The sequence below is a fragment of the Aeromonas sp. R2-3 genome (genome assembly GCF_040908375.1).
GTDB classification, from domain to species: Bacteria; Pseudomonadota; Gammaproteobacteria; order Enterobacterales; family Aeromonadaceae; genus Aeromonas; species Aeromonas veronii.
Window position 1 is genome coordinate 473070 of sequence record NZ_JBFODP010000027.1, and the last position, 20340, is coordinate 493409.

Genomic DNA, 20340 nt, shown 5'->3' on the forward strand with positions numbered 1-20340 from the left:
TGGGGCGGGCGCTTTTTTACTGGCGCAGCCTCGTTTTATCTCATCAGAGGGAGACAAAGATCCCGGCCAGGGTGGCGCTCATCAGGTTGGCCAGGGTCGCAGCCAGCACCGCCTTGAAGCCCATATTGGCCACATCGTGACGGCGCTCCGGCGCCATGGTGCCGATGGAGCCGAGCTGCACCGCAATGGAGCCCAGATTGGCAAAACCACAGAGGGCGAAGGTGATGATGATCTGGGTGTGGGCGCTCAGACCTGCCTTGATATTGGCAAAATCCAGATAGGCAACGAACTCGTTCATGATCACCTTCTGACCGATCAGGGAACCTGCCGCCATCATCTCGCTGGCAGGCACGCCAATCAGCCAGGCCACCGGAGCAAACAGATAGCCCAGCAGCTGCTGCAGGGAGAGATCGGCCCAGCCGAACCACTCGCCGACGGTGGTGAGACCGGCGTTGATCATGGTGATCACGCTGACAAAGGCGAGCAAGATGGTGCCGATGGCCACGGCGATCTTCATGCCGCCCATGGCACCGCCCGCCAGCGCGTCAATGGCGTTGCTGTAGTCGCTCTTGTCGAGGGTGATCTCGGTCTGATCGCTCACCTGCTGCTGCTCCGGCACCAGCAGTTTAGCCATCAGCAAGCCACCCGGCGCCGCCATAAAGGAGGCGGCGATGAGGTATTTCAGATCCACCCCCAGACCGGCGTAACCGCCTAGCACCGAGCCCGCCACCGAGGCCATGCCGCAGGTCATCACCGCAAAGAGTTCGGAACGGGTCATACCAGCGAGGAAGGGACGAATAAGCAGCGGCGACTCCCCTTGCGACAGGAAGATATTGCCGGTGGCCACCAGTGACTCGGCGCGGCTGGTGCCGAGCAGGCGGTGCACGGCGCCGCCCAATACCCGGATCACCCACTGCATGATGCCGAAGTGGTAGAGCACGGCGATCAGCGCGCTGATAAAAATCACCAGCGGCAGCACCCGCACGGCGAAGATAAAGCCATTGCTGGCCAGATCGCCAAACACGAAACGGATGCCGCTGTCGGCGAAGCCGAGCAGGGCGGAGACGCCATTGCTCATGGCACCGAGCATGATTTGTCCGGGGGGGAAATAGAGCACCAGGGCAGCAAAACCGGTTTGCAGGGCGAGTGCACCCAGCACGGTTCGCCAGCGGATGCCTCGGCGGTTTTCACTCGCCAGCCAGGCGATAAACATCAGGGCCAGCATACCGACCAGACTCAATAACAGTGTCATCTTGCACCTATGAAGAGAGGAGTTTCATATGGCAAGTCTGCAGACAGGCGTCGCGGGAAATCCGGCGGGAGAGGTGCCGACCCACGCGACACGCAGACCACAAACCTACAGGTTAGTGGCGGGTCCCATCCTGGGGTCATTCACGTTCCGGGTGACAGCATGTATCGGGTGACGCCAGCGCCGTCGCAGGGGGAGATGCGGCCGGGTGGCAGGTCGGGCGGCGATGGTACAGTGATCATCGTCACAGAAAAAGCGGTAAAACGATTGGCCGGAATAACTTTTTCAACTTGTTCACACAACGAAACAGGGCCAGCGTGACGCTGGCCCTGTTTCAATCCGTACTTGAGTACTCAGATGATTACTTGAGGCGCTTGCCGCTCGCATCCACCACCTGCTCGCCATCCTCCTTGGCGAAGGCCCCTTTTTGCTGATCGGGCAGAATATCGAGCACAACTTCCGACGGACGGCACAGTTTGGTGCCAAGAGGCGTGACGACGATGGGGCGGTTGATGAGGATGGGGTGGGCCAGCATGGCATCGATCAGCGCATCATCGCTGAAACGATCCTCCGCCAGCCCGAGCGCCTCGTAGGGGGGCACGTTCTTGCGTAGCAGATCGCGCACCGGCATGGCCATGGCGGCGATCAGCGCCACCAGCTGGTCACGGGAGGGGGGCGTCTCCAGATAGTGGATGACAGTGGGCTCCACGCCGCTGTTGCGGATCAGCTCCAGGGTGTTGCGGGAGGTACCACATTCCGGGTTGTGATAGATGGTGATTGCACTCATTTGCGTGTCTCTCATTAATCAAGTGAATAGAAAATGGATAGCATCAGTTCGCGGCCAGCTGTTAGCGGCCATCAGTTAACGGCTTAGCCCCGCTTCGTACCAGGGTTTGCTGGCGTTAACCACCCGCACCACCAGCAGCATGACAGGCACCTCGATCAGTACCCCGACCACTGTGGCGAGCGCCGCGCCGGAGTGAAAGCCGAACAGGCTGATGGCGGCGGCCACCGCCAGCTCGAAGAAGTTGGAGGCACCGATCAGGGCGGAAGGACAGGCGACCGAGTGCTTCTCCCCCACCTTGCGGTTAAGCCAGTAAGCCAATCCCGAGTTGAACAGCACCTGGATCAGGATCGGCACCGCCAACAGGGCGATAACCAGCGGCTGCTCGATGATGGCGTTGCCCTGAAAGGCGAACAGCAGCACCAGAGTGAGCAGCAGGGCCGCCACCGACCAGGGCTGGATGCGGGTCATGACGCCGTCAAAATGGGCCTCTCCCTTTTTCAGCAAGGCCTTGCGCAGCAGTTGGGCGATGATCACCGGGATGACGATATAGAGCACCACAGAGGTAAGCAGAGTATCCCACGGCACTATGATGCTGGAGACCCCGAGCAGCAGCGCCACCAGAGGGGCGAAGGCAAACACCATGATGAGGTCGTTCACCGCCACCTGCGACAGGGTGAAGTAGGGGTCGCCGTTGGTGAGGCGACTCCAGACAAACACCATGGCGGTGCAGGGTGCCGCCGCCAGCAGGATCAGGCCCGCTACGTAACTGTCGAGTTGATCCGCCGGCAGCCAGTCGGCAAACAGCACGCGGATAAAGAGCCAGCCGAGGAAGGCCATGGAGAAGGGCTTGACCAGCCAGTTGATAAAGAGGGTGACCCCAATCCCCTTGAGATGCCCCTTCACCTGATGCAGGGCGCCAAAGTCGATCTTGAGCAGCATGGGGATGATCATCACCCAGATCAGCAGCCCCACCGGCAGGTTGACCTTGGCCACCTCCATGGCGCCGATCGCCTTGAAGAGATCCGGCAACCCCTGCCCGAGGCCAATCCCCACCAGAATGCAGAGGGCGACCCAGGCGGTCAGATAACGTTCAAAAAAGCCGATGGCAGGCACAGCCTTGGCATCACATGTTGCAGACATCACAGCTCCCGATGCGGCGCAATTTCGCATCTTCTATTGGTTCAAAACACGGGTTTATAACAAGTAACGGCATATTCAAGCCGCCCCGGCAGCAGGCCGGGGCGGCGACTCAATGGTGCTGGCAGAGACGGCGCAGGGCATCGGGCCCCACCGGCTCCTCGGCGAGCAGCGGCACCACGGCGTAGCGGCTGGCATGTTGCTGCTCGACCGCCTCGATATGGGGCAACTGGCGCTCGGCCCGCAGTTGCAGCAGCGGTGAGCTGACCGCGGCTTGCTGCAAGCTGTGGTTGATGAGCCAGCCCCAGGGCTCGATACCAGCCCGGCGCAGATCGGCCTGCAGATTGGCCGCCTCCTGTACCGGCGTCGGCTCGGGCAACGTCACAATCAGTACCTTGGTCTGCTTGGGATCCTGCAACTGCATCATGGGGGTGGTGAAGTGCAGCCCCTTGTTTCCCATCTGGCGAGCGATCTCCCTGTGGTAGGCGCCGGTGGCGTCGAGCAGCAGCAGGGTGTGGCCGGTTGGGGCGGTATCCATCACCACGAATCGCTTGCCCGCCTCGCGAATGATGCGCGAGAAGGCCTGAAACACGGCAATCTCCTCGGTACAAGGGGAGCGCAAGTCCTCCTCCAGCAGTGCTCGCCCCTGCTCGTCCAGGGCCGCCCCCTTGGTGGCCAGCACCTGGGCGCGGTAACGCTCGGTCTCGGCGTGGGGGTCGATGCGGCTCACCTCCAGATGATGCAGGCTACCTGCCAGCGTCTCGCTCAGGTGCGCGGCGGGATCCGAGGTGGTGAGGTGCACCGGCAGGCCGCGGCTCGCCAGCTCCACCGCCACGGCGGCCGCCAGCGTGGTTTTGCCCACCCCGCCCTTGCCCATCAGCATAATGAGGCCGTGACCGTCGCCGGCCAGCTCGTCCACCAGCGAACTCAACTCAGGCTGGGCTTGCTTGACAGTGGACGGTACTGTCGGGGATTTAGCGGCTGTTCCCTCTGATTGCAGCAGCAGACGCAAACTGTCGAGCCCCACCAGATTGGTGGCCAGCAGCGGGATATGATCCTGCGCCAGCCCCTTTATCCCCTGCGGCATCTGGGCGAGAGCCTGTTGCTCGCGCTGCCAGAGCGCCATTGCCAGCGGATCTCCGGCAATAGCCCCCTCGGGGAAGAGGCCATTGATCACCAGTTGCTGGTTCAACAAGCCGATGGCGGCCAGCTCCTCGTGGGTGCGAGCCACTTCCCGCAGAGTGGATTGCTGGGCCCGCGCCACCAGCACCAGACGGGTGCGGGCAGCATCTGCCAGCGCGGCGACCGCGTCGGCATACTGGCTGCGCTGCTTCTCCAGCCCCGCCAGCGGACCAAGGCAGGAGGCATCCCCCTTGCCCTGCTCCAGAAATTCGCTCCAGGCGCCCGGCAGTTGCAGCAGCCGGATGGTGTGACCGGTTGGGGCCGTATCAAAGACGATATGGTCATACTCGGCCAGCAGTGTTTGGTCGGTCAGCAGGGCGGTGAACTCGTCAAAGGCGGCGATCTCGGTGGTGCAGGCGCCGGAGAGCTGCTCCTCGATGCTGCGCACCACGCTCTCGGGCAACTTGCCGCGCACCGGCCCGACAATCCGCTCCCGATAAGCTTTGGCCGCCGCGGGGGGATCTATCTCCAGCGCCGACAAACCGGACACAGCGGCGATGGTGGTGACGCGATTGCCGATCTCGGTGGCAAACACCTGCCCCACGTTGGAGGCAGGGTCGGTGCTCACCAGCAGCACCCGCTTGCCAATATCACAGAGAGCCACCGCACTGGCGCAGGCTAGCGAGGTCTTGCCCACCCCGCCCTTGCCGGTGAAAAAGAGAAACGGCGGTGGATTGGTCAGAAAATGGTACATAGCCTCTCCCGAATGGTGCGTCGCGACTCAGCAGCAACCGCTGCCGGAGCAGCAGCCGCCCTTGACGATCCCCTTGATGGCCGCTTGCGGCGCAGGCAGCCCGGCATAACGGGCCAGCTCGCTGCGGCTCGGATAACGGCCGGTCAACACCACCTGTCCCTCCACCAGCACCAGTGGCAACCCCTCCTCCCCGGCGTGGGTCAGAAAAGCACTGACGGCAGGTGTCTCGGCAAATTGCATCGGCTGCTGGGCCAGATTGAAACGCTCGATGGCAACTCCCTGCTCCTTGGCCCAGGCAAGGTCGGCTGCGAAGGTGACCAGTGCCTGATCAACCTCGGTACCGCAGACCCCGCTGGAGCAGCAGAGGGCGGGATCAAAAATCTGAATGGAGGACATGGCATTACTCCTTGTTGCAGCAGGGCTGCGCAGGCAGAACATGGGGGGAGCAGGCTGACTCGGCACGCATCACGCCGCACGCCTCGGGATGACCGGCACAGCACTCCTCGGTGAGGTAGGCGATCACATCCAGCATCAGGGGAATATTGGCGCGGTAGCGCAGAAAGCGCCCCTCCTGCTCCACCGACAGCAGACCGGTGTTGAGCATCGCCTTGAGGTGAAACGAGAGGGTATTGGGGGCAATATCGAGCTCGCTGGCCAGTTCACCGGCGACCCGCCCCTCCAGCCCGGCCTTCACCAGCAGCCGCCATACATCGAGCCGAATGCCGGATGCCAGCGATTCAAAGACCTTGGTGGCCATCTCTTTGTTCATCTTCACTCCCCTTGGTGCGACCTTTCATTTCAACTATACAAGAATTATTGAAATGATCAAGATACGTACCGAAGCAAAGATACGAGGTTCTGGCATCAAACTAGGCAGAAAGGGGAGTCCACGAGTGAACAACAGTAGCGGACGACCACGCAGGGTTCATCGCAGATAAACAGACGCCCTCCAGAGGGAGGGCGTATCAGAGCGTTTGACCCGCCAGCACAGTCAGCGCTGTCGGGGCAATCAGACGAACGCGTGCCTTATTTGGTAGCAGGCACTGCGTTAAAGGTGAGCAGGGCCGCCTTGTTGGCATCGCTCAGAGTCAGCTGGTTGCCGTTGATGGAGTAGGTTGCCACCTTCTCCAGCTTTTGCAGGAACTCGGTCTCTTTGTTCATGGCGTCGCCGATGCACATCATGCGAGTGGAGCCCATGGCGCCCAGCGTCAAGACACCGTCACCCTGCTTGGTGATACCGCCAAAATAGCGGTTGCAGCCGCCCTTGCCCGCCACCTTGCCATCGACCACTTGCAGGGTGAAGGTATCGCCGGTGGCGCCTTGCAGCTGCCAGCTGGATGCTTGCAGTTGAGCCATGCTGGAACCTGTTGCCATTGCGCAACCTCCCAGTGCCAGCGCGGCCAGCAGAGTCAGTTTCTTGTTCATGGATTCACCTCTTAATGATTAGAGCCATCAATACGGCAGCCTGTTTAACATGGCTGACGCCCATGCCAAAGGATTTTATTGTGATCTCCCTTCACTTTACTACCAGCTGGCATGTGCCATGCTTAGGCTCAGTTCCGGACCCAGGGAGGGGAAACGAATGGTCAAATCGCTCATCATCACACTGCTTGCAACCTGCGCCAGCATGGCCGCACAGGCCGCCGACTGGGCAGTGGTTCAGCCGCAATCCAACCCGTCTCTCTATGTCAAAAGTTACTCGGGTGTGCTGCTCAATGGCCATAGCCATCACAGCGACAGTTTTGATCTCTGGCTGGTCAATAGCGGCTATCAATATCCGGTGGTGGATGATGTGACCCTCTTCATGGAAGCGGGCCCGGCGGTAGCGGATCAGAATCGCACATCCGGTTTCAATATGAGTTCGGGGATACGCTACCAACTCTCTCCGGCATTCAATATCGGCAGCCAGATCAAGCATCTTGATCTCAACAAGGCCAGCACCCTGCTGGAGCTCAACTCCAACCTGCTGCTGACACCGAGACTCTCCCTCACCGCCAACTACGGCGTCAGCGCCATCACAGCCGATCAGGCGCTGAGCCTGGGGGTCGGTTTCAACTTCTGAATCAGATCAGCGGCGTGGCACTCACCACCACGCCGTTGCGATCCGCATAGACGTAATCCCCTTCGTGGATGGTCACACCGGCAAAGCTGACCACGGCCCCCAGCTCTCCCAATCCTCGCTTCTCGGTCTTGACCGGACAGGCTGCCAGCGCCTTGACCCCGAGCGCCAATGTCGCCAGGGTGCCCACATCCCGCGCCGCGCCGTGGATCAGGATACCCTCCCACCCCTGCTCCACCGCCTTGACCGCCAGTTGATCGCCAAGCAGCGCACGGCGCAGCGAGCCGCCGCCGTCGATCACCATCACTTTGCCGTGACCGGGGCGGGTCACCAGCTCCCGCACCAGACTGTTGTCTTCATAACAGGAGAGCGTTACGGCGCGACCATAAAAGAGGGCCTTGCCGCCAAAATCCTGAAACACCGGGTCGGCCACTTGCAGCAAGTCGCCATGTTGATCGCAGAGGTCGGGCAGGAGATCCAGCATGATTTGATTCCTTTCAGATGCATGAAGGTGTTCATTCTTTCATCAGGCAAGGTTTCTGGCAATCCAGAAGGATTCAATATTGCCCAGACAAACTGATGATTTATCCGTCAATACTGGTGTCAGCCAAAGCTGGCCATCCTCCACCCAGTAGATGGCGTTCTGGCCAAAACGCGCAGCCAGCTGACGGGCTTGTGGCAGGGATAGCGCCACCGCCAGCGATGACTCCTGCCAGCATTCATCCGGGTCAGATCCCCAAAATGGCCCCACCACGGGCACCTGCAAATCCACGATCAGATGGCGCCACAGCGCCCGTTCCCGCCGCATATTGCGTCTTTGTGTGACACACTGGCTGGCCGGATTCCAGGCTGTGATGATGGCAAAGGCAGACCAGTCTGGTGGCTCAAATGGCGCGATAAAGCAGATTTTCTTGTAGTTTTCCCACAAATTCATGTCAATCACATGTTACATTCCATTACATTTTGTAGGGGCGAAAACCCGGTTCAGGCCAAGTATGATGCTGCTGTACCAGGGTTTGACCTATATCAAATCAGAGTTAAAAAGTTGCTATCTGACGGCAAAGAGTGTTGTTATGCTCCTGTTAACTGATAAAATGCGGCCACTTTCGTAATGGACGACCTTTCCAGGCTCTGCTCGACCAGACTTGTCGGGAACCTATAAGTGGCACAGGGATACTTGCCGGTACTGATGCCTAATTCGCGATATTCCGACCTGACTCTCATACCCAGGATGACGTAATAAATTTTCAGGATCAGTCAGGAAATCGGTTTGAAACGCCAAAGAGTGTTAAATTTAAGATAATTAACTGATAAGAATCTGGGAATACTCATGCAAACACCACACATTCTGATCGTCGAAGACGAGCTGGTCACACGCAATACCCTGAAAAGCATTTTTGAAGCCGAAGGCTACATCGTGCTCGAAGCCAACAACGGCGACGAGATGCACCAGGCCCTCACTTCCCACACCATCAATCTGGTGATCATGGACATCAACCTGCCGGGCAAGAACGGCCTGCTGCTGGCCCGTGAGCTGCGTGAGAACGACAACATCGCCCTGATGTTCCTGACCGGTCGTGACAACGAAGTGGACAAGATCCTGGGTCTGGAGATCGGCGCCGATGATTACATCACCAAGCCGTTCAACCCGCGCGAGCTGACTATCCGTGCCCGCAACCTGCTGAGCCGCACCATGAACGTGGCTGCCGGTGGCGAAGAGAAGAAGCTGGTTGAGCGCTACCTGTTCAACGGCTGGGCGCTGGATATCAACAGCCGCGCACTGGTCAGCCCCACTGGCGACATGTTCAAGCTGCCGCGCTCCGAGTTCCGCGCCATGCTGCACTTCTGCGAAAACCCGGGCCAGATCCAGACCCGCGCCGAGCTGCTGAAGAAGATGACCGGCCGTGAGCTCAAGCCACACGACCGTACCGTTGACGTGACCATCCGTCGCATTCGCAAGCACTTCGAAAGCGTTAACGATACTCCGGAGATCATCGCCACCATCCACGGCGAAGGCTACCGTTTCTGTGGTGAGCTGGAGCAGGAATAAGCTCCCGCGACGCTGTTGATCTGAAAAGGCGCCTCGGGCGCCTTTTCTGTCTCTGCGGTTTGCCTTAAAAGCTGAGAAACCGTGAGCGTGACGTCGAACGGCGCACAAGATAGATAAAAACAAAAAGCCCACTCGCTGGAGTGGGCTTTTTGTTTTGAAGCTGGAGCGGGCAGCGGGAATCGAACCCGCATCATCAGCTTGGAAGGCTGAGGTAATAGCCATTATACGATGCCCGCCTGGCATCTGAAATTTGGAGCGGGTGATGGGAATCGAACCCACGTATGCAGCTTGGGAAGCTACCGTTCTACCATTGAACTACACCCGCGTCAGGGCTCCTACTATATGCATTTTGCCGCTGAGCGCAATGGCGCCTTTGCCACTTTTTTCAATAAATCAATCTGTTCGGACAAGGATTGAACAGGCGGTTGCTTTTTCAATCAAACATTTTCAACACAGATAATTTACAAGGTTGCCAAGGCCAAACGGCAAGGATAGTCTTGCGCCACTCGACGCGAGGATGGTGGTAATGGATAAAAAAACGCAAAAACGTCTCTATGGCTGGTTGCGCAAGCAATCGAGTCACGGTCGCCGCTGGATCACGATATCCATCGCTTTTGGCCTTGGCCAGGGCATTCTGATGGTGGCGCAAGCCTGGCTGCTGGCGACCCTGTTGCACGGCTTTATCATCGAAGGCTCAACGCCTGAGCAATCCATCACGCTCTTTATTACCCTGCTGCTGGTGACGCTTGGCAAAGCGGCGCTGGCCTACGGCCGGGAAGTGGCCAGTTTCAAGGCGGGCAGCGCGGTACGCCAGACCATCCGCCAGCTGGTGCTAACTCGCTTAAGTCGCCTCGGCCCTGCCTATATCCAGCGCCGTCCGGCCGGTAGCTGGGCCAGCTTATTGCTGGAACAGATTGAAAACATGCAGGATTTCTTCTCCCGCTATCTGCCGCAGATGGCCATCGCCGTCTTTATTCCGGTGGTCATTCTGGTGGCCGTGTTCCCGGTCAACTGGGCGGCGGGCCTTATCCTGCTGGGCACTGCGCCCCTCATCCCCATCTTTATGATCCTGGTCGGTGTGGGCGCCGCCGATGCCAACCGCCGCAATTTTCAGGCGCTGGCTCGCCTCTCCGGCCACTTCCTCGATCGCCTGAAGGGGCTACGCACGCTGCAACTCTTTATGCGTACCCAGGCAGAAGGTGACGCCATTCGCGACGCCTCGGAAGATTTTCGCGAGCGCACCATGGAGGTGCTGCGCCTGGCATTTTTGAGCACCGCCGTGCTGGAGTTCTTCGCCGCCATTTCAGTGGCGCTGGTTGCCGTCTACTTCGGCTTCTCTTATATCGACCATCTGAACTTTGGTAGCTATGGGGTAAAGGTCACCCTCTTTACCGGCCTGTTCGTGCTGTTTCTCGCCCCCGAGTTCTACGCCCCGCTGCGGGAACTGGGTGCCCACTACCACGCCAAGGCGCAGGCCATCGGCGCTGCCGAGCAGCTGCTTGAATTCCTCGAAGCCGAGGTGAGCGAACCGGCCGCAGGCACGGCATCGTTCCATGCCGACAGCCCGGTCAAGGTAGAAGCCAAAGGCCTTGAAGTGCTGAGCGCCGAGGGCAAGGTGCTGGTCGGCCCCATCGACTTCACCCTGGAAGCCGGTTCACGTACCGCCCTCATCGGCGTCAGCGGCGCAGGCAAGAGCTCGCTGGTCAACGCCCTGCTCGGCTTTGCCCCCTATCGCGGCGAGCTCAAGGTCAACGGACAGGAGCTTGCCACCCTCGACATGAGCCAGTGGCGCCTGCAGTTAGGCTGGCTCTCGCAAAACCCGCAGCTGTTCCACGCATCCTTGCGCGACAACCTGCTGCTGGCCAAACCGACGGCCAGCGACGCCGAGCTGGAAGATGCCCTGAAACGGGCGCAGGCGTGGGAGTTTGCCATGGAGAAGGGGCTCGACTATCCGGTCGGCGATCAGGCGGGCGGCCTCTCGGTCGGTCAGGCCCAGCGCCTCGCACTGGCGCGAACCCTGCTCAAATCGACCCAGCTGATGGTGCTCGACGAACCGACCGCCAGTCTGGATCGCCACTCCGAACGCGCCATCATGACCACCCTCGAGCAGGTGATGGCTGGCCAGACCCTGCTGATGATCACCCACCGCCTCGACCAGCTCACCAAGATGGACAATATCCTGGTGCTGGCCCGCGGCCAGCTGGTGGAGCAAGGCAACTTCCAGCAACTTAGTTCTGGGCAGGGGCCTTTTGCCCGCCTGCTCTCCCAACGTTCCGGAGGTTCTCTCGATGAGTGATCTGTTGCCGTTTCTGCGCCTCTATCGCCAACACTGGCTCAGCCTCACCATTGGTTTGCTGCTGGCGCTGGTAACCCTGGCCGCCGGCATGGGGCTGCTCTCCCTCTCCGGCTGGTTCCTCTCCGCCGCCGCCGTGGCGGGGATGACAGTTGCGACGACCCATGCCTTTAACTACATGACCCCCGCGGGCGGCGTGCGCTTCTTCTCCATCGTCCGCACAGCCGGTCGCTGGGGTGAGCGGGTCGTGAGCCACGACGCCACCTTCAGGGTACTGACCCGACTGCGGGTCTGGTTCTGGCAAAAACTCTCGCCGCTCTCCACCGGTACCCTGGCCGGTTTTCGTCAGGCGGATCTGCTCAACCGGCTGGTGGCCGACATCGATGCGATGGACCACGTCTACCTGCGGCTGATCACCCCCATAGGCGCGGCCCTGCTCAGCACCGCCGGACTGGTCTTCTTCCTGTCGTTTTTCGACAGTCGCCTCGCCCTCACCCTAGGTGCCATTCTGCTGTTTGGCATGATTGCCCTGCCGCTGGTGTTCTACTTCCTCGGCCGTCGCCCCGGTCAGGCGCTGATTGCCGAAAAATCGACCCTGCGTACCCGGATGGTGGACTATCTGGATGGTCAGGCCGAGCTGCAGATGTTTGCCGCGGCTCCCAAGGCGCTGGTTGAGCTGCAACAGGCCGAACAGGCGCTGCTCGCCGCACAGGCCCGGATGGCCAAGGTGAGCGGGCTGGCCAACTTCTCGGTGCAACTGCTGAGCGGCTGGACCCTGACCCTGATGCTCTGGCTGGCCGGTCATGGGGTAGCGGGTGCGGCGCCCGACCCCATCACAGCACTGATGGTCTTTGCCACCCTGGCAAGCTTCGAGGCTCTGATGCCGCTGGCGGGGGCTTTCCAGCACCTCTCCACCAGCCTCACCTCGGCACGCCGCCTGAACGAGATCCTGCAAGAGGCAAAAGCCCCCGTGTGGGGCAACGAGCAGACCCACGCCACTGCTGGCGCGCTGCAGATCAATGACCTCTATTTTGGCTACCCCGGCAACCCTCAGCCGGTGCTGCGTGGCTGCACCCTGCAACTGCACGCCGGTGAGAAGCTGGCGCTGCTGGGCCAGACCGGCTGCGGCAAATCGACCCTGATGGGGCTGCTGACTCGTGAGTGGAGCCCGCAAGCAGGCAAGATCCTGCTGGGTGGCAAGCCGCTCACCGACTACAGCGAAGGGGCGCTGCGCGCCTCCATCTCGGTGGTGAGCCAGCGGGTGCATCTGTTTGCCGATACCTTGCGGGGCAACCTCAAACTGGCCGCCCCGACCGCCTCTGACGAGCAGTTGATTGCGGTGCTGACCCAGGTCGGACTGGCCAATCTGCTGGAAGATGAGGCGGGCCTCGACGCCTGGCTCGGTGACGGCGGCCGCCCCCTCTCCGGTGGTGAGCGTCGCCGTATCGGCATCGCCCGCGCCCTGCTGCACGATGCGCCGCTCTGGCTGCTGGACGAACCGACCGAAGGGCTAGACAGCCAGACCGAGCGGGAGATCATGGATCTGCTGTTCCGGCTTGGGGCAGATCGCACCTTGCTGCTCATCTCCCACCGTCTGCTGGGTATGGAGCAGATGGACCGGATTGCCCTGATGGAAGAGGGACAGATCCGCCTCTGCGCCCCGCACAACGAGCTGCTGGCGGATGATTACTACCGCAGCCTCTATCAGCGACTGGCTCCTGTTTGATATCAGGCTGATGGGGGTCACACCCTGACAACCGGGCGCAAAACGGGGCTGGTCGCCGCAGGCGGCTGGCCCCTATAATGTCCCCCTCATTATTCAACAAGATGCCGACATGGAGCGCCTGCGCATTTCTACTGTCCTCATCACCGACACAAGATACGAGACGATGAAACGCCTGATCCTGATGATGCCCCTGATTGCCTCTGGCTGTGCCAACTACGCCTTCAACAGCAATCTGGATAAAGAGAACTTCGACGAATACTTCAAACCCGGTAGCGTGCGCATCTATGAACAGGATGAGCTGGCTGATCTCAACTACCTCTACCTCGGCACCATCGAGGGTGAATCCTGCCAGGCCGATGCCAACCAGCCGGTGCCCAACGCCGGTGAAGCGCGCACCCTGGCTCGCCGCCGCGCGGCCGACATGGGTGGCAACGGCGTCACCATCGACAAGTGCGCCGAGTTCAGCGACACCCCGGGCTGCCTGAAACAGGTGATCTGCTACGGGCAGGCGCTGAAAGTGGCCGAAGAGAAGTAACCCGCTGTCATGGCCCTCGCTATCGTTCGCCTTGGCAGCCCGCGCCTGCCCGATGAAGGGCTGCGGATCGGCACGGTGCGCCGCCCACCCCGCGGCGTACCCAAGAGCGAATTTGCCAGCCAGCATTGGTACGATGTCTGGTTCCCCAATCTGGCCCCCAGCAGCGAGACCATGAAGCTGGGGCAGGCAGCCGAGACACCCGCCCAATGGGCGGCGTTTGGCAAACAGTACAAGGCCGAGATGGCGCAACCTGCCGCCAGGCATGATCTGGCGCTACTGGCCGCCCTCTCTCATACCACCAACCTGTCGGTGGGCTGTTACTGCGAGCAGGAGTCCCGCTGCCATCGCACCATTTTGAAAGAGCTGCTGGTAGCCGCTGGGGCCGCCATCCGCTAACTCGATGAGCGACAGCGATGGGACGGGGAATCGCGTCAGCCTGTATTCGGCAACCATCAGGCATGGATAGACAGAGAGGGCATCCCGCGGGATGCCCTCTCTCGTTGTGTTCGCGCTAGCGCAGCAATTTTCCGCAGCAGCGGCACGATGCTCCCTCTCCTATTGCAGACTGGGTTCCAGCAACTGCTGCCGTAGCGAAGTCTCCTCGGCCTGAGTCATGGCATGTTCCGCCACCCCGGCGGCAGGCTCGATGGCCAGCCAGTGGGCAAGATCGGCGACGGTCTCCTCCAGCGGCCGGAAATTCAACCCCTTAACGATGGCCGCCTCGGCGCTTATAGAGCCGTAACCGGCAAACTCCGCCTGCGCGCAGGGCAGCAGGGTGGGATAGCTCTGCCAGGGCTCGATACCGGCCGCCATCAGGGTCGACCAGGGCAACCATTCAGGCTGGATGGGGCGAGCAGGCTGCAAGCGGGCGCTCAGCCGCTCCAGCCAGTCACTCAGGGTAATACCGGATTTGAGCAAGTTGAATGTGCCCCCCAACTGCTGCTCGGCCGCGCGCAACACAAACTCGGCGCAGTCGCGCACATCGAGATACTGCAAGCGATCCTCGCCACTGCCCGGCAGCAACCAGGGCCCGCCCTGCTGCACCCGCTTAATCCACCAGGCCATGCGCCCGGTAGGATCATGGGGGCCACACAACACGCCCGGGCGCAGGATGCAAAGTCGCTCGCCCCAGCGGGCGCGATACGCCTGCTCGCACAACACCTTGAGGGGGCCATAGTCAGTGGGCATTTCCCCTTCGGGGATAGCATGCAGCGGCGCCGACTCGTCCATCCCGGGCAGTGAGAAATCGCGATAGACGCTGATGGTGGAGATAAAGATCAGCCGCGCGCAGCGCCCGAGCAAGGCGGCCGAGAGGCTCGCCGCCTGCTCGGGGCGATAGCAGCAGGTGTCGATGACGAGATCCCACTGCAACCCGGCCCCTTGCAGGGCGCTCAGGCTCTTGTCCCTGTCGCCGGTGAGCTGCACCAGATCGCGCCAGTCCGGATGCTGGTGCAGGCCACGGTTGAACAGAGTCACTTCATGGCCCCAATCCAGTGCCAGCGCGGTGAGGTGGCGCCCCAAAAAGCCGGAGCCACCGATAATCAGCAGTTTCATCCCTCTTCCTCCCCCTTCGGCGCGAGTGCGCACATTTCATCCTGACACGCCAATGCCTCCACCCTACGCAACTCGGCGCGCGGGCACAGCCCCCGACTGGCCGGGATGGGACCGGGATCACGGCAGCGCCGCAGAAAAGGGCGTAGCGAGGCCAAGCCTGCGTTTTGGGGCCGCCTGTGCTAAATTGCCGGGGTTTTCAGTCAGGATCCGCCATGAAGTTCGAAATCGACACCCTCGGGATCATCCGCTCTCCCTACAAGGAGAAGTTCGCCATCCCCCGCCAGCCCGGTCTGGTCAAATCGGCCCGCGCCCGCCTCGAGCTGCTCCCCCCTTACGATCAGCCAGATGTGCTGCGCGGCATCGAGCAGTTCTCCCATCTGTGGCTCAGCTTCGTCTTTCACCAGACCATGGCGCAGGGCTGGCACCCGACGGTGCGCCCGCCACGACTTGGCGGCAACGAACGGGTCGGCGTCTTTGCCACTCGCTCCACCTTCCGCCCCAATCCGCTAGGGCTCTCGGTGGTCGAGCTGCACGGGGTCGGTCGCGAGCGGGGCAAGCTGTGGCTGGAGCTGGGGGCGGTGGATCTGCTCGATGGCACCCCCATCGTCGATATCAAGCCTTATATTCCCTATGCCGACAGCCTGCCGGATGCCCGTGGTGGTTTTGCCCCCGACGCGCCCACCCCGCCGCTGGCGGTGAGCTTCAGTGCCGAGGCAGAGCAGCAGTTGCAACCCTGGCTTAAGGCCCACCCCGAGCTGCGCCAGCTGGTGAGCGAAGTGCTGGCACAAGATCCGCGCCCCGCCTACAAGAAGGGCAAGCCCGATGAGAAGGAGTACGGGGTGCGACTGTTTGACTGCAACGTCCGTTTTCGCATCAGCGAGCCGGATTGCGTGGTGCTGGCCATCGAGCCCGCCTGAACCTGGGCGGGCCGAAGTCACTGATGCTATTTCACGCCTTCTTCACGTCACAAGGGGCTTAATGAGCCTGTAAATTGTGTGGCATTGATCAGACTATCCACCCGGTTGCCAGTGATACCATGCAGACAGTAGAGGGTATCTCCTCTCAGACTGATGCCAGCGGCAGGCTATCGATGTATGGCAAGCATGGTAACTCGACTGTTGCCGCCAAAGGATCTGGCCTCGCCCCGACACGTTTGAGTGCGGGGATGCCACACGGATGTGACAGCACTTCGAAGGAACAAACCTATGCTGATGAACAGTGAACAACGTTATGGCACCCTGAATATCGGGCTGCACTGGCTGACCCTGTGGGCCATGATCGCCGTCTACGCCCTGATCGAATTTCGCGATATTTTCCCTAAAGGGGACCCTGGCCGTGATTTGATGAAGGAGTGGCACTTTATGCTGGGGCTGCTTATCTTCGCCCTGGTGTTTGTCAGACTGGCCCTGCGCTGGATGAGCCCGACGCCCCGTATCGTGCCCGAGCTCTCCCCAGTCATGCACAAGCTGGCAAAACTGGCCCACCTCGCCCTCTACGGTTTTCTCATTCTCACCCCGCTGTTTGGCTGGCTGCTGCTGAGCGCCGCGGGCAAGCCCATCCCCTTCTTCGGGCTTGAGCTGCCTGCCCTGCTCTCCCCCAGTCCGGATCTCAAGGGACTGATCAAGGAGGTGCACGAGACGCTGGGCAATATCGGTTACGCCCTGATAGGCCTGCACACGGTGGCGGCCCTCTATCACCACCATATTCTCAAAGACAACACCCTCACCAATATACTGCCGCCGCGCCGCAGCTAACGGGTGACAGAGAAACGCAGAGGGGGCCATCGTGGCCCCCTCTCTGTTTTCCTGAACAACCGTCATCTGCACCGCTGGCAAACGGCATCACGCCTGCTTGGCCAGCTCCTCGGTCGGCTTGCCTTTCGGCTCGTGCGGCAGCTTTTTCACATTGCTCTTGCTCTCCGGCTGCTTGCTCCCGGACGCACTGTTTTCAGACAAGGCTTGCAACACAGGATCGGCCTTGCCGGCCACGGTCGGCTGGGACTGGCCAACAAAGTTGCCGCCCTTGCAGATGGAGAGACTGCCCCCCTTGAAGATCCCCTGCATCTTGCCGCTCTCCAGGATCTCCACCTCGGCGGAGGTACAGGTGCCTTCCAGCAGACCATTGATGATCACGTGGGGCGCACTCACCTCCCCCTCAACACTGCCGCCCTGCATGATGCGCAGCACACCACCGATGAGCTGGATGGTGCCATTGACCTGACCGCGCACCTCCAGATCCCCCTCCACTTGCAACTCGCCCTTGAAGCGGGCACCGGCTGCAATCACGGTGGCCCCCGCCGACGCAGTAGCCGCACCACCTTTGTTTCTTCCAAACATCCGTACTCTCTCCACCAACCACACAAGCAGAACCAGCGGCATCGGCGCCACTGGCCACAGAAAACAGGGCGACCCCAGCACATAGAGCAGCAAGGCTGCCCCCCAGCAGAGCCAGACAATATAGAGGAGGTCGCTGCGCTCACGCTGTTGCAGTCGCGCCAGCAGCCTCCCGGCCATCTCTCTCATCACATCAAACCTTTCGCAGCATGGCTGCCGACCAGCATGCCATCGACAACCCGGACCATGGTTAAACGACCAGTTGGCACGAACTCTGAAGTCCCGCTGATTCAGTCCCGATACAGCCGGGATGCATTAGGATTCGAATTGACTCGAAGCGACATACACTTTCTAATTGACAGCCTGGATCCCTATGACCGCTCACATCATGAAAATTCTGTTGGTCGAAGACGACAAGCTGCTCAATCACCACCTCTCCTCTCTGCTGACCGAAGCCGACAATCAGGTCTACAGCACCGACCAGGCCGGGATTGCACTGCACTACGCCGCCGACTACCCCATTGATGTGGCCATCATCGACCTCGGTCTGCCCGATATGGACGGCCTGCAACTGATCCGGCAACTACGCGAACGGCAGATCCCCTTCCCCATCATTGTGCTGACCGCCCGTGGCAACTGGCAGGACAAGGTCGAAGGACTGGAAGCGGGTGCTGATGACTATCTGGTCAAACCGTTCCAGAAAGATGAGCTGCTGGCCCGACTCAATGCGCTGGTGCGCCGCAGTGCCGGCTTTATCTCGCCCAGGGTGAAAGCCGGTGATTACGAGCTGGATCTCTCCCGCAAGGAGCTGACTATCGCCGGAGAAGTGGCGGTGCTCACCAGCTTTGAATACCTCATTCTGGAGTACCTGATGCGCAACGCCCGTCAGGTGGTCTCCAAGCAGCAACTGCTCGACCAGCTCTACGGTGACGGCGAGGGGGACCCCAACACCATCGAGGTGATGGTGAGCCGCCTGCGCAAGAAGCTGGATCCGGAGGGGACGATTCAACCCATCTCCACCATCCGGCGTCAGGGTTATATCTTCAACCTCTCCTGTAACTGATGCAGTTTCATCTGCCGCGCCCCATCAAGATGATCCGCAGCTCACTGCACATCAAACTGCTGCTCAGCTCGCTGCTGGTCATCGCGCTGATCATGGGGTTTGCCGTCTACGCCCTCTACCTCGGCCACGTCGAGGAGCAGACCCAGAAGGCCAGCGCCCGGATGCAGGAGAACCTGGCCAAGCTGTTTTCCTCCACCGAGCCGGATGACAAGGGGTCGAACGTCGAGCTGGGACGAATATCCCGTGGTGCAGGGGATCGCAACCTCGATACCCTGATCTGCCGTGCCGATGGCGATCTGGTCTGGTCAAGCCTCCATATGCCGGAGGTGATCAAGGCCAAACAGACCATCTGCGGCGATCTGATGAAGTATCTGGGGGGGATGGATCTCGACTACTTCTTCAAGAAGCACACCATCAAGAACGGCGAGAGCTACTTCGTCTACAGCTTGCGGTTTATCCGCAATCCCGGCAGCGGCACCACCGCCTACTACGTGGTGATGATCGACTCGGCCAAACGCTACCACGAGGAGTCCCGCTCCTACCTCTACCAGACCGCCAAACAGGCGCTGCTCGCCTATATGCTGCTGGCCGGGCTGCTGCTGCTCACCACCTTCTGGAGCCTCAGCTCCCTGCGCACCATCGCCCGTCAGATCGACGATATTCGGGCCGGCAAGCGCGATGACCTCTCGAGCGATTTTGAGCGGGAGCTGGCCCCGCTGACCGACTCCATCAACCAGCTGCTGGAGAACGAACGCCAGCAGACCCAGCGCTACCAGCACGCCCTCAACGATCTCGCCCACAGCCTTAAAACCCGGCTGGCGCTGATCCAGATCACCACCCGCGAAGTGAAGCTGGGGCGGGAGATCCACGACAACATCAACGAGCAGATCCTCACCATGGATCAGATGATCCAGTATCAGCTCAGACGGGCCGTGACCGGCCGCCAGCGCCTTGCCAGCAAGGGCACCGAGCCGGTGCCGCTGATTGAAAAACTGCTGGCCAGCCTGACCAAGGTTTATCGCCACAAGAAACTGCAAACCCACTTCAAGTTCGACGATGACGCCCTCTTTCACGGCGAACAGGGCGACCTGATGGAGCTGATGGGCAACCTGCTCGACAATGCCTGCAAGTTTGCCATCAGCGAAGTGAAGGTGACGGTGCGCCGCCATCTCGAGCGGCTGCGTATCGAAGTGGAAGATGATGGCCCGGGAATCGATCCGGCCAAATCGGAACAGATCTTCCAGCGCGGCGTGCGGGCAGACAGTTCACCCGGTCAGGGCATAGGTCTGGCGGTGGTGACCGAAATCGTCCACAGCTATGGCGGCCAGATCCGGGTCGATGAATCCCCCCTCGGCGGCGCCCGCTTTACCCTGGATCTGCCCTGATCGGCATTGCCCTGCCCAGCCTCGCCAGTGATGGCCCTATCACAAGGCCCCCGACCTCGGGGGCCTTGTCGTTTCTGCCACCCAAGTTGTTTTAATTTATTGATCCGGCACAGATTATCGCCCTCCGGCCCTTCCACCACCGGCTTCAATCGGTATCATGGTTACGCGGCAACAAGCCGCTCCCGGAGCCACACCATGAGCATTCGTTTTCATAAGGGTGTTATCCGCAGAACATGGGTTAAAAGCAGCAAGTCAGGGGCTGTAACTTGAGGGCGGTAGCTTTGGAGTTACCG

General features: G+C 60.7%; 21 protein-coding genes and 2 tRNA genes. 10 read left to right on the forward strand and 13 right to left on the reverse strand.

Going from position 1 to position 20340, the window contains the following annotated elements:
* Positions 1 to 43: 43 nt before the first annotated feature.
* The 7 genes from AB5Z02_RS14705 to AB5Z02_RS14735 form a co-directional block, all read right to left on the reverse strand.
* Complete coding sequence (locus AB5Z02_RS14705) at positions 44 to 1252, reverse strand: NupC/NupG family nucleoside CNT transporter (RefSeq protein WP_368216298.1); 1209 nt, start codon at positions 1250 to 1252, stop codon at positions 44 to 46.
* A gap of 358 nt (positions 1253 to 1610) precedes the next feature.
* Positions 1611 to 2036: a glutaredoxin-dependent arsenate reductase gene (gene arsC, locus AB5Z02_RS14710; protein ID WP_213386835.1), complete on the reverse strand. Its 426-nt coding sequence runs from the start codon at positions 2034 to 2036 to the stop codon at positions 1611 to 1613.
* Between the two features lie 75 nt (positions 2037 to 2111).
* Positions 2112 to 3176, reverse strand: a complete 1065-nt coding sequence (gene arsB / locus AB5Z02_RS14715) for an ACR3 family arsenite efflux transporter (RefSeq protein WP_042080992.1) — start codon at positions 3174 to 3176, stop codon at positions 2112 to 2114.
* Positions 3177 to 3285: 109 nt separating this feature from the next.
* Entirely contained in the window at positions 3286 to 5049 is a 1764-nt protein-coding gene (gene arsA / locus AB5Z02_RS14720) for an arsenical pump-driving ATPase (protein ID WP_368216300.1), read from the reverse strand.
* Between the two features lie 27 nt (positions 5050 to 5076).
* Positions 5077 to 5445 carry an arsenite efflux transporter metallochaperone ArsD gene (arsD, locus tag AB5Z02_RS14725; protein WP_005347398.1) on the reverse strand — a complete coding sequence of 123 codons (369 nt, stop codon included), beginning with the start codon at positions 5443 to 5445 and terminating at the stop codon, positions 5077 to 5079.
* A 4-nt stretch (positions 5446 to 5449) separates the two neighbouring features.
* Positions 5450 to 5818, reverse strand: coding sequence for a helix-turn-helix transcriptional regulator (locus AB5Z02_RS14730; RefSeq protein ID WP_005338181.1), 369 nt, complete (start codon positions 5816 to 5818; stop codon positions 5450 to 5452).
* A gap of 257 nt (positions 5819 to 6075) precedes the next feature.
* Positions 6076 to 6474 (reverse strand): META domain-containing protein, encoded by a 399-nt coding sequence (locus AB5Z02_RS14735; RefSeq protein ID WP_005338183.1) that lies wholly within the window; start codon positions 6472 to 6474, stop codon positions 6076 to 6078.
* Between the two features lie 157 nt (positions 6475 to 6631).
* Between AB5Z02_RS14735 and AB5Z02_RS14740 the strand changes: the two genes are divergently transcribed.
* Complete coding sequence (locus AB5Z02_RS14740) at positions 6632 to 7111, forward strand: hypothetical protein (RefSeq protein WP_005359117.1); 480 nt, start codon at positions 6632 to 6634, stop codon at positions 7109 to 7111.
* 1 nt (position 7112) lies between these two features.
* Here AB5Z02_RS14740 and AB5Z02_RS14745 read toward each other — a convergent pair whose 3' ends face one another.
* Both AB5Z02_RS14745 and AB5Z02_RS14750 read right to left on the reverse strand, forming a co-directional pair.
* Positions 7113 to 7592 carry a putative 4-hydroxy-4-methyl-2-oxoglutarate aldolase gene (locus AB5Z02_RS14745; protein WP_120415109.1) on the reverse strand — a complete coding sequence of 160 codons (480 nt, stop codon included), beginning with the start codon at positions 7590 to 7592 and terminating at the stop codon, positions 7113 to 7115.
* A gap of 42 nt (positions 7593 to 7634) precedes the next feature.
* Complete coding sequence (locus AB5Z02_RS14750; RefSeq protein ID WP_279464551.1) at positions 7635 to 8042, reverse strand: DUF3293 domain-containing protein; 408 nt, start codon at positions 8040 to 8042, stop codon at positions 7635 to 7637.
* Positions 8043 to 8438: 396 nt separating this feature from the next.
* Here AB5Z02_RS14750 and arcA point away from each other — a divergent pair, with 396 nt between their 5' ends.
* On the forward strand, positions 8439 to 9158 hold the full coding sequence (gene arcA, locus AB5Z02_RS14755; RefSeq protein ID WP_005338193.1) for a two-component system response regulator ArcA: 720 nt from the start codon (positions 8439 to 8441) through the stop codon (positions 9156 to 9158).
* Positions 9159 to 9319: 161 nt separating this feature from the next.
* Here the strand turns inward: arcA and AB5Z02_RS14760 are convergent.
* Together AB5Z02_RS14760 and AB5Z02_RS14765 are read right to left on the reverse strand one after the other, a co-directional pair.
* Positions 9320 to 9394, reverse strand: a tRNA-Gly gene (locus AB5Z02_RS14760).
* A 15-nt stretch (positions 9395 to 9409) separates the two neighbouring features.
* Positions 9410 to 9483: transfer RNA gene (locus AB5Z02_RS14765), tRNA-Gly, on the reverse strand.
* Between the two features lie 201 nt (positions 9484 to 9684).
* On the opposite strand from AB5Z02_RS14765, the gene cydD reads away from it, so the two are divergent.
* The 4 genes from cydD (at position 9685) to AB5Z02_RS14785 (ending at position 14108) form a co-directional block, all read left to right on the forward strand.
* The gene (gene cydD / locus AB5Z02_RS14770) at positions 9685 to 11454 is read left to right on the forward strand and encodes a cysteine/glutathione ABC transporter permease/ATP-binding protein CydD (RefSeq protein ID WP_101529792.1); all 1770 of its coding nucleotides are present in this window, start codon (positions 9685 to 9687) and stop codon (positions 11452 to 11454) included.
* A complete protein-coding gene (cydC, locus tag AB5Z02_RS14775) occupies positions 11447 to 13177 on the forward strand; it encodes a cysteine/glutathione ABC transporter ATP-binding protein/permease CydC (protein ID WP_368216302.1) in 1731 nt (576 codons plus the stop codon). Before cydD ends, cydC begins: the two co-directional genes overlap by 8 nt.
* 163 nt (positions 13178 to 13340) lie before the next feature.
* Positions 13341 to 13712 carry an Rcs stress response system protein RcsF gene (gene rcsF, locus AB5Z02_RS14780; protein ID WP_013723982.1) on the forward strand — a complete coding sequence of 124 codons (372 nt, stop codon included), beginning with the start codon at positions 13341 to 13343 and terminating at the stop codon, positions 13710 to 13712.
* A 9-nt stretch (positions 13713 to 13721) separates the two neighbouring features.
* Positions 13722 to 14108, forward strand: a complete 387-nt coding sequence (locus AB5Z02_RS14785; protein WP_005338205.1) for a DUF488 domain-containing protein — start codon at positions 13722 to 13724, stop codon at positions 14106 to 14108.
* A 159-nt stretch (positions 14109 to 14267) separates the two neighbouring features.
* Here the strand turns inward: AB5Z02_RS14785 and AB5Z02_RS14790 are convergent, their stop codons facing one another.
* The gene (locus AB5Z02_RS14790; protein WP_368216304.1) at positions 14268 to 15266 is read right to left on the reverse strand and encodes an NAD-dependent epimerase/dehydratase family protein; all 999 of its coding nucleotides are present in this window, start codon (positions 15264 to 15266) and stop codon (positions 14268 to 14270) included.
* A gap of 212 nt (positions 15267 to 15478) precedes the next feature.
* On the opposite strand from AB5Z02_RS14790, the gene tsaA reads away from it, so the two are divergent.
* Together tsaA and AB5Z02_RS14800 are read left to right on the forward strand one after the other, a co-directional pair.
* Entirely contained in the window at positions 15479 to 16183 is a 705-nt protein-coding gene (tsaA, locus tag AB5Z02_RS14795) for a tRNA (N6-threonylcarbamoyladenosine(37)-N6)-methyltransferase TrmO (RefSeq protein WP_042081000.1), read from the forward strand.
* A gap of 288 nt (positions 16184 to 16471) precedes the next feature.
* Entirely contained in the window at positions 16472 to 17020 is a 549-nt protein-coding gene (locus AB5Z02_RS14800) for a cytochrome b (RefSeq protein WP_100654220.1), read from the forward strand.
* Between the two features lie 87 nt (positions 17021 to 17107).
* Here AB5Z02_RS14800 and AB5Z02_RS14805 read toward each other — a convergent pair whose 3' ends face one another.
* Positions 17108 to 17788, reverse strand: a complete 681-nt coding sequence (locus AB5Z02_RS14805; protein WP_181269024.1) for a polymer-forming cytoskeletal protein — start codon at positions 17786 to 17788, stop codon at positions 17108 to 17110.
* A gap of 199 nt (positions 17789 to 17987) precedes the next feature.
* Between AB5Z02_RS14805 and AB5Z02_RS14810 the strand changes: the two genes are divergently transcribed.
* Both AB5Z02_RS14810 and AB5Z02_RS14815 read left to right on the forward strand, forming a co-directional pair.
* Positions 17988 to 18662, forward strand: coding sequence for a response regulator transcription factor (locus tag AB5Z02_RS14810; RefSeq protein ID WP_041201856.1), 675 nt, complete (start codon positions 17988 to 17990; stop codon positions 18660 to 18662).
* Entirely contained in the window at positions 18662 to 20047 is a 1386-nt protein-coding gene (locus AB5Z02_RS14815; RefSeq protein ID WP_005359084.1) for an ATP-binding protein, read from the forward strand. Before AB5Z02_RS14810 ends, AB5Z02_RS14815 begins: the two co-directional genes overlap by 1 nt.
* Positions 20048 to 20340 lie beyond the last annotated feature (293 nt).